This window comes from Chamaesiphon sp. VAR_69_metabat_338, assembly GCF_031423935.1.
Taxonomy (GTDB): domain Bacteria; phylum Cyanobacteriota; class Cyanobacteriia; order Cyanobacteriales; family Chamaesiphonaceae; genus Chamaesiphon.
This window is the reverse complement of the sequence record NZ_JANPGM010000722.1, coordinates 1-7,047: the sequence shown is the minus strand read 5'-3', so window position 1 is coordinate 7,047 and position 7,047 is coordinate 1. Positions and strand designations below refer to the sequence as shown.

The 7,047-nt window shown below is 50.3% G+C and carries 7 protein-coding genes; 5 read left to right on the top strand and 2 right to left on the bottom strand.

The features are described from left to right. Nucleotides 1-582 (top strand): TIGR02466 family protein (locus tag RMO84_RS20170; RefSeq protein WP_310490227.1); only part of this gene is annotated, 582 nt, incomplete at its 5' end. A 204-nt stretch (nucleotides 583-786) separates the two neighbouring features. Further along, a complete protein-coding gene (locus tag RMO84_RS20165) occupies nucleotides 787-1,131 on the top strand; it encodes a hypothetical protein (RefSeq protein ID WP_310490226.1) in 345 nt (114 codons plus the stop codon). On the opposite strand, the gene RMO84_RS20160 is transcribed toward RMO84_RS20165, so the two are convergent. Further along, nucleotides 1,124-1,264 (bottom strand): hypothetical protein, encoded by a 141-nt coding sequence (locus RMO84_RS20160; protein ID WP_310490225.1) that lies wholly within the window; start codon nucleotides 1,262-1,264, stop codon nucleotides 1,124-1,126. The genes RMO84_RS20165 and RMO84_RS20160 overlap by 8 nt on opposite strands. On the opposite strand from RMO84_RS20160, the gene RMO84_RS20155 reads away from it, so the two are divergent. From RMO84_RS20155 to RMO84_RS20145, 3 genes are all read left to right on the top strand, one after another. Further along, nucleotides 1,263-2,291, top strand: a complete 1,029-nt coding sequence (locus tag RMO84_RS20155) for an agmatinase family protein (protein WP_310490224.1) — start codon at nucleotides 1,263-1,265, stop codon at nucleotides 2,289-2,291. The genes RMO84_RS20160 and RMO84_RS20155 overlap by 2 nt on opposite strands. Nucleotides 2,292-2,517: 226 nt before the next feature. Next, a complete protein-coding gene (locus RMO84_RS20150) occupies nucleotides 2,518-4,902 on the top strand; it encodes a heavy metal translocating P-type ATPase (protein WP_310490223.1) in 2,385 nt (794 codons plus the stop codon). Between the two features lie 198 nt (nucleotides 4,903-5,100). Then, on the top strand, nucleotides 5,101-5,727 hold the full coding sequence (locus RMO84_RS20145) for a WG repeat-containing protein (RefSeq protein ID WP_310490222.1): 627 nt from the start codon (nucleotides 5,101-5,103) through the stop codon (nucleotides 5,725-5,727). 21 nt (nucleotides 5,728-5,748) lie between these two features. On the opposite strand, the gene RMO84_RS20140 is transcribed toward RMO84_RS20145, so the two are convergent. Next, nucleotides 5,749-6,789, bottom strand: a complete 1,041-nt coding sequence (locus RMO84_RS20140; RefSeq protein ID WP_310490221.1) for a hypothetical protein — start codon at nucleotides 6,787-6,789, stop codon at nucleotides 5,749-5,751. Between the last annotated feature and the right edge of the window lie 258 nt (nucleotides 6,790-7,047).

The following is a 7,047-nucleotide window of genomic DNA, read 5'->3' as shown; positions in this document are numbered from 1 at the left end:
CCAGAAATGGCCTGGACGGGCGATCTTCATGGCGTAGAGCAAATTCATACCAATCCAGCTTTTGGGTGGATTGTCGAGCAAGTAGAGCGGCATACAGCGATCTATTTACTAGAGATTGGTGTAGATTTAACTTTAGTCGATTTGTACATTCAGCGGGCGTGGCCGATCGTCTCGCGCACCGAACAAGAAATTGGTGCCCATTGTCACAATACCGCGCACATTAGTGCGGTTTACTATATTAAAGTACCGGCTGAAGGTACTTACGATCCGGGTCGGTTGGTCTTCTTTGACGATGCGCGGGTAAATGAGGTCAGTCCGGGATTGGGGAGTGAAAATACCGATATTCTGGCAGAAGATAACTATTTCAATCAACTGCAAACGGCATATACGCCTGTCGCTGGGCGATTGATGATGTTTCCAGCCAAGCAACGCCATGCTGTGACCATGAATGAGACTGAAGATCTCCGCGTGTCTTTGTCTTTTGATATCGTGTTGACGGCTAATGGTGCGGCGTCTGGAGCTTATGAGTTTTTGACACCACCACCCCAACAGTGGCAAAAATTTAAATCTGCACGTCACTAGGTGCTAAGGCTCGGGCGGCGATCGATGGGGAACATTGGGTAAAGTAAAGTTAGTCAAAGTCTAGAGCAACCACTCTCAGTCCCGATCTGTCCGCTCAAATTCGATCGTCGATCGACTTATGGGTGCGCTCCCAGTTGACTAACCTAGCGGAAATCGGTTAGTGTTCGAGATTAGATAACTTCGATCTTTAAGATAAATTAATTTATGAAAAGATTTTTACTGCTATTTCTATCGGCACCTACAGTCCTGAGCGCGGTGCTACCTATGATTACGGCATCAGCCCCAGCCATGGCTGCCCAGCCTCAAGGGCGGGATAAATTTTGCGTTACCGCACATGGTCGATTCGTTTGTGTCAAATCCGCCCAGATAGCAAGTAACGATCCCAAATCGGCACTGATTGCCAGAGCACAAGCCGAAGCCAAAAATCCCGACGCATTTATAAATTTTAGCGACAAGGAAAGCGATGATGCGGCGGCAGTCTTCGGTTGTGATTGTCCGGCTTGTATTCGTTCGCTGCGCCAGCTTCGCGCCATGGCTCAAGTTAATTAGACCGATCGGGACTAGGAGCTAGTTGGTTATAATCGAATGCAGGATCGCGATCGACAGTTGCAAAATAAATACCTGTGGCACGCAATTGCCGTCGATCGAGTCTGAAATTCTTCACCCCAACCAGACGACCCATGTCCAGTAATAGTCTAGCTAATTACGATCCCAGTGATGTCGGTCGAGTCAACGGTAATTTATTTGGTTTGCCCTTTGACTATGAGTCAGCGCAGATAATTATTGTGGGGGTACCGTGGGAAGTAACAGTTTCTTACAATCCAGGCGCGGCAGCAGCCCCGCAGCGGATTCTCGACGCTTCGCCGCAGTTAGATTTATATGATTTCGATCGACCCGATGGTTGGCAGCGGGGCATTTATATGCTGCCAATCGATGCAGATTTACATGCTAAGAATAATTATTATCGCCACCAAGCAACGCTCGTTATCGATCGACTGGAGCAGGGCAAATCGCTGGCTGACGAGCCAGATTTGACAACAGTTTTAGCTGAAATCGATCGAGCTGGTGCGGATCTCAATCGTTGGTTGTTCGATCGCTGTAGCAGTGCCTTAGCTGCTGGCAAAAAAGTCGGTGTCATCGGCGGCGATCACAGTGTGCCATTGGGTTACATGCAAGCTTTAGCGGCGCATCATCCCGATTTTGGGATCTTACATATCGACGCGCATTCGGATTTGCGGGATGCCTATGAAGGCTTTGAGTTTTCCCACGCGTCGATTATGTTTAATGCACTCAAGATCCCCCAGATTTCTAAACTGATACAAGTGGGAATTCGGGATGTTTCGCAAGTAGAAATCGAAGTTATCGCGCGATCTCACGGACGGGCGATCGCTTATTATGATTCACTGATAAAACAAGAGCTTTATAGTGGTAAAACTTGGCTGAGTATCTGCCAAGACGCGATCGCTAATTTGCCTCAGAAAGTTTATATTAGTTTCGATGCTGATGGCTTGGATCCCAAACTCTGCCCGCATACGGGGACGCCAGTACCAGGTGGTTTAGAACTAGAGCAGGCTTTTTGTTTGTGTCGCGAAGTGATTCGCAGTGGACGGGAAATAATTGGTTTCGATCTGTGTGAAGTCGGCGATGCCGAATGGGATGGTAATGTCGGCGCGAGAATTGTGTATAAGTTGACAAATTTGATGAGTTAATCTGCGTCAGCATTCAGGGTAGGGATAATTCATGAAGCGACTGAAATCACGCGGAGGTTCCCTCCGCATGTGTTTCAGTCAGCGACGCATCGAACGGGAGGTTTCCTCCCGTTCGATGCGTCAAGACAAGACATTACCCCTACCCTGAATGCTGACGCCCAGATTGGCAGATATGTGAAATTGCGTCAAAATTAAGACCTAACCCTAATGTTCGCCGATTCGTAGTATGGTAAACAGCACTTCAACTCCGGTGATGGAGACAACCGCGATCGTTTTAGATGTCACAGGGATGAAATGTGCGGGGTGCGTCAGTGCGGTTGAGAAACAACTCCTTGCCCAGCCGGGAGTTCAGTCTGCCTGTGTCAATCTTCTCACTGGTGTCGCCGCGATCGAAATAGCAGCATCAACAGTAACGGGTGTCGATCTGGCTGCAAAACTAACTGCGAGCGGTTTTCCCAGTCAACCCCGTACTGCTGCCGACCTAACTAATCGATCGCAACGTTTGCAGCAGCGACAGCAGAAATATGCCCAAGAGTCAAAACAACTGTTGTGGCAACTGATTACGGCGGGTGTCTTATTGGTGCTATCGGCACTCGGACATTTGACGCAACCGAGCGTCCACCAACATCATAGCTATTTTGCGTTAGATAACTTTTGGTGGCATTGGGGATTGGCAACACTAGCGATCGCATTTCCAGGTCGATCGATTTTGGTCGATGGTTGGCGCAGTTTGTGGCATCGCAACCCGAATATGAATACCCTCGTCGGGTTGGGGATTGTCACTTCGTACACGGCGAGCGTCGTCGCCCTACTGTGGCCGAATTTAGGCTGGGAATGCTTTTTTGAAGAACCCGTGATGATTATCGGGTTCATTACCTTGGGGCGCACTCTGGAGCAACAAGCCAAACATCGGGCGGCGACTGCCTTCGATCGATTATTATCGCTGCAACCTCCGTTAGCACGATTGGTCGGTACCGATCCAAAGCATCCCCAAGCGATCGAAATTCCGGTCGAACAGGTCAAAGTTGGCGAATACGTGCGAGTACTTCCTGGCGAAAAAATCCCGACTGACGGCGCGATTCGCTGGGGTCAGACAACGATCGATGAGTCGGCAATTACCGGCGAATCGATGCCTGTGCTCAAGCAGGTTGGGGATCTGGTGGTGGCAGGAACAGTCAATCAAGCTGGAGCGATCTCGATCGAAGTCACGCGGACGGGTGACGATACCACGCTGGCGCAAATTATCGCCCTGGTAGAAGCCGCCCAAACCCGCAAGGCTCCAGTTCAGAAATTAGCCGATACCGTCGCTGGCTACTTTACTTACGGCGTCCTAGCGATCGCGCTGCTAACTGGCTTATTTTGGTACTTTATCGGCATCCATAACCTCGATCTAGTACCGCCAGTATCGACACTGACGCCGCTCAAAGCCGCGATCGCGGTGATGGTGGTGGCGTGTCCTTGTGCCTTAGGATTGGCTACGCCGACGGCGATCCTCGTGGGGACGGGCATCGGTGCCGAATCGGGATTGCTGATTAAGGGTGGTGATGTTTTGGAAGCAGTCCAGCAGTTGGATACGGTTGTATTTGACAAGACGGGCACGCTTACCCAAGGTCGGCCACAGGTGACAGACATCCTCACTGAGGATCGGATTTCCACTCACAAATTGCTCCAACTAGCCGCTGCCGCTGAAAGCGTCACCAATCATCCACTTGCTACGGCCATTCAACAAGAAGTTGCACGCTTAGATTTAACCTTGCCGATCGCAATCTCATCCCATACAGAGCTAGGATTAGGCGTGTCCGCAGCAGTAATCTTTCGTGATGATGTCGATCGGGAAGAACGTTACCAAGTCATTGTCGGCAATCAAAACTGGCTGACAGCCAGCGGGATCGAGATCGATCGCACTTGGCAAGATCGATCGCATCAGTTGGCAACAGCAGGTAAAACCGCTATTTATGTCGCGATCGTCCCTGCCGGACAAACATTAGCCTCAGCGATACTCGGCTTAATCGGCGTCACCGATCGATTGCGTCCCGACGCGATCGAGACAGTTAAACAGTTGCAGCAAATGGGTTTACGAGTAGTGATGGCCAGTGGTGACAAAAAAGAAGTTGCCGAGCTGGTGGCTAAACAACTAGGAATCACTGAAATCTATGCCGAAGTGCTACCCCAAGACAAAGCGCGGATCGTCGCAGACTTGCAAGCAAATCCCCACAATCCAGAACTACCGCACAAAGTAGCCACGATCGGCGATGGCATTAACGATGCGCCAGCTCTGGCTCAAGCCGATTTGGGGATTGCGCTCAATGCCGGTACCGATGTCGCGATCGATGTGGCGGATATTATCTTGATGCGCGATCGCTTGCTAGATGTAGTCGCCGCGATCGAGTTATCGCGATCGACACTCACCAAAATTCGCCAAAATCTATTCTGGGCGGCTATTTACAACCTCATTGGTATTCCCGCAGCAGCAGGCGTTCTCTACTGGTTTAGTTGGGGGACGCTTCTGAGTCCCGCTGCCGCTGGTGCGTTGATGGCCTTAAGTTCGGTCAGTGTCGTTACCAATTCGCTCTTGCTCAGATGGGGTCGAGGAGGAGGCTCGATCGATTAAAGTAAGCTCCCGCAAACTTCGCGTCCTTTGCGGCACCCACAAACAACCTCACTCAAATACCTCAAACCATTGCGTCCTTTGCGTTAAAAAATATCATTCCAGAGGAAAGAACCCTCAGCCAAGTGACAGAGATCGCAGCTCGATCTCGATCGGGTTCGGACAATAGAAGCTACAACAAGCTAGCGATTGTCATCCTCCATGAAAACCAGCTCCCTGATTTCCCTCATTTGTTCCTTAACAATCAATGGATTTAATACTTTTCACCAACCTGCTGCTGCCGCACCATTGCCAAAATCTTGGCATGTTGCCGAAGCACTCAGTCCTGCCGAAGCTGCCAACGAGGATGACAAATTGGTAGCAGTGCAAGTGAATGGCAAGTACGGCTATCAGGATGCCGCTGGTCGGATGAAGATTGCCCCTCGCTTTGATAATGTATACGAATTTTTTGATGGATTGGCAGCAGTCAGTATCGCTGGCAAATGGGGTTTTATCACTCGCTGCGGTAAGGCTGTCATTCCGCTCCACTTTGACAATGCCGTAAGTTTTAATAATGGCTTAGCTGCCGTCCAAATCGAGGATAAATGGGGCTTTATCGACAAGCAAGGCACGATGGTTATCGAGCCGGATTTTGATGCCGCTGAGTCATTCAGTCAAGGTTTAGCCAAGGTAAAAGTCGGCGATAAGTGGGGCTTTATCGACAAGCAAGGCGAGATCGCCATCAAGCCAATCTATGATGAAGTCGATAGCTTTCATAACGATATGGCGTGGATTCGGATCGACAAAAAAGTTGGCTACATCGACCAAACCGGAAAATTCTTGCAGTAGATAAAGGGATCGAATAATTAGTTACTCGCCCGTCATCACGCGCAGGCGAATGGAGTTTTCGCCACTATCATCGAGGGGTACTTCAACGATTTCGCTGGAGAGGCGTTCGACGCAGGCGATGAGCGATCGCAAGTTGGGCGTGCTGGCACCTGTATCGACGTATAAGCGATCGACTAAACTACCCAAGCGTTTCCAGGTAAGGTAGAACTTGGTCATCGTCTGTTCCAATTGGGCGGCTTGCTTGAGCACATCGGCAGCGACAGGGAGACATCCCACCCGCATTGCTTCTTCCAAGGCGGTAGCGAGATCGACTTTGGAATCATTCAGGACTTGAACTTGCGCGCCAGCATCGAGATATTTGGACAAGCTGCGGGCATTGCTGGTGACGAGCTTGATATTATCCAGGTCGGGATTGGCGGCAATTTCGTCTCTGATGGCGATTTGATGAGTTTCGGGGAGTTTCTCCATTTCCTTGACCAAGGGCGCGAGGAAGCGGGGTGGGGTGGCTCCAGCGGCGGCTTGTTCTTTGACTTCATCGGGAATCAGATCGGAACTCATTGCCATCCATTCATCGGAAAGCTGGCGGACTTCGCGACGGGTGATGTGGTCGCCGCGTTCGGCAGCTTCGGTGACGAGTTGTTGGACTTCGGGTGCGGATTTGGCGGTTTCGACAAAGGCGCGTTTGCTGAAATTTTTGAGGGCAGAGGGGGAAAGTTCGCCATTTTCTAGTAATGTATCGGCACTATTAGCAAGTTCGATCCATGAGTAGGCTTGGCTTTTGCTCAGTTCCCGATCTTTGAGCCAGTTGAGGAAGCCTTGTCCCCGTCCGTCGCCACCTTTTTTCTCACGATCGCGGATGGCACGTAGGATGCGACCTCGCCAAATTTCGGTTTGGAGATCGAAGCGATCGCATACCGTCCAGGCATCGTCGATCCGCTGTCTAAAATCGAAGTCACCGACGGCTTCATCTTCTGGATCGGGCAAATCGAAACTCAGATCGGCATTAATTTCTAAAGCCGCTACCAGTTCGAGATCGGTAACAGAGTCAACTGAAGCAACCATCGATCGTCCTCAAGGTAAATGAAATAAGCACCGGATATTGGTGACTCTCAACGCGTGAGAGTCGAAAAATTATCATAGCATTAGGAACGATCGCGGTCGATCGAGATCTAGCCACTTTCGTAGTAATTGTACCTACATCAAGACTTTTTGCGGGACGATCCAGCATTCATTGTCGATCGATTGAATTTCGCCGATTCCCAAGCACAGATCCGCGCTCATGACTTTGACAAAACCATTAGCAGCCAGCGGATCGGGCGT

What these genes read in the sequence shown, in the direction of transcription:
- RMO84_RS20150 (WP_310490223.1), top strand. Translation starts at nt 2,518, where the DNA reads ATGGTAAACAGCACTTCAACTCCGGTGATGGAGACAACCGCGATCGTT.
- RMO84_RS20160 (WP_310490225.1), bottom strand. Translation starts at nt 1,264, where the DNA reads ATGGGTCGTCTGGTTGGGGTGAAGAATTTCAGACTCGATCGACGGCAA.
- RMO84_RS20140 (WP_310490221.1), bottom strand. Translation starts at nt 6,789, where the DNA reads ATGGTTGCTTCAGTTGACTCTGTTACCGATCTCGAACTGGTAGCGGCT.
- RMO84_RS20145 (WP_310490222.1), top strand. Translation starts at nt 5,101, where the DNA reads ATGAAAACCAGCTCCCTGATTTCCCTCATTTGTTCCTTAACAATCAAT.
- RMO84_RS20155 (WP_310490224.1), top strand. Translation starts at nt 1,263, where the DNA reads ATGTCCAGTAATAGTCTAGCTAATTACGATCCCAGTGATGTCGGTCGA.
- RMO84_RS20165 (WP_310490226.1), top strand. Translation starts at nt 787, where the DNA reads ATGAAAAGATTTTTACTGCTATTTCTATCGGCACCTACAGTCCTGAGC.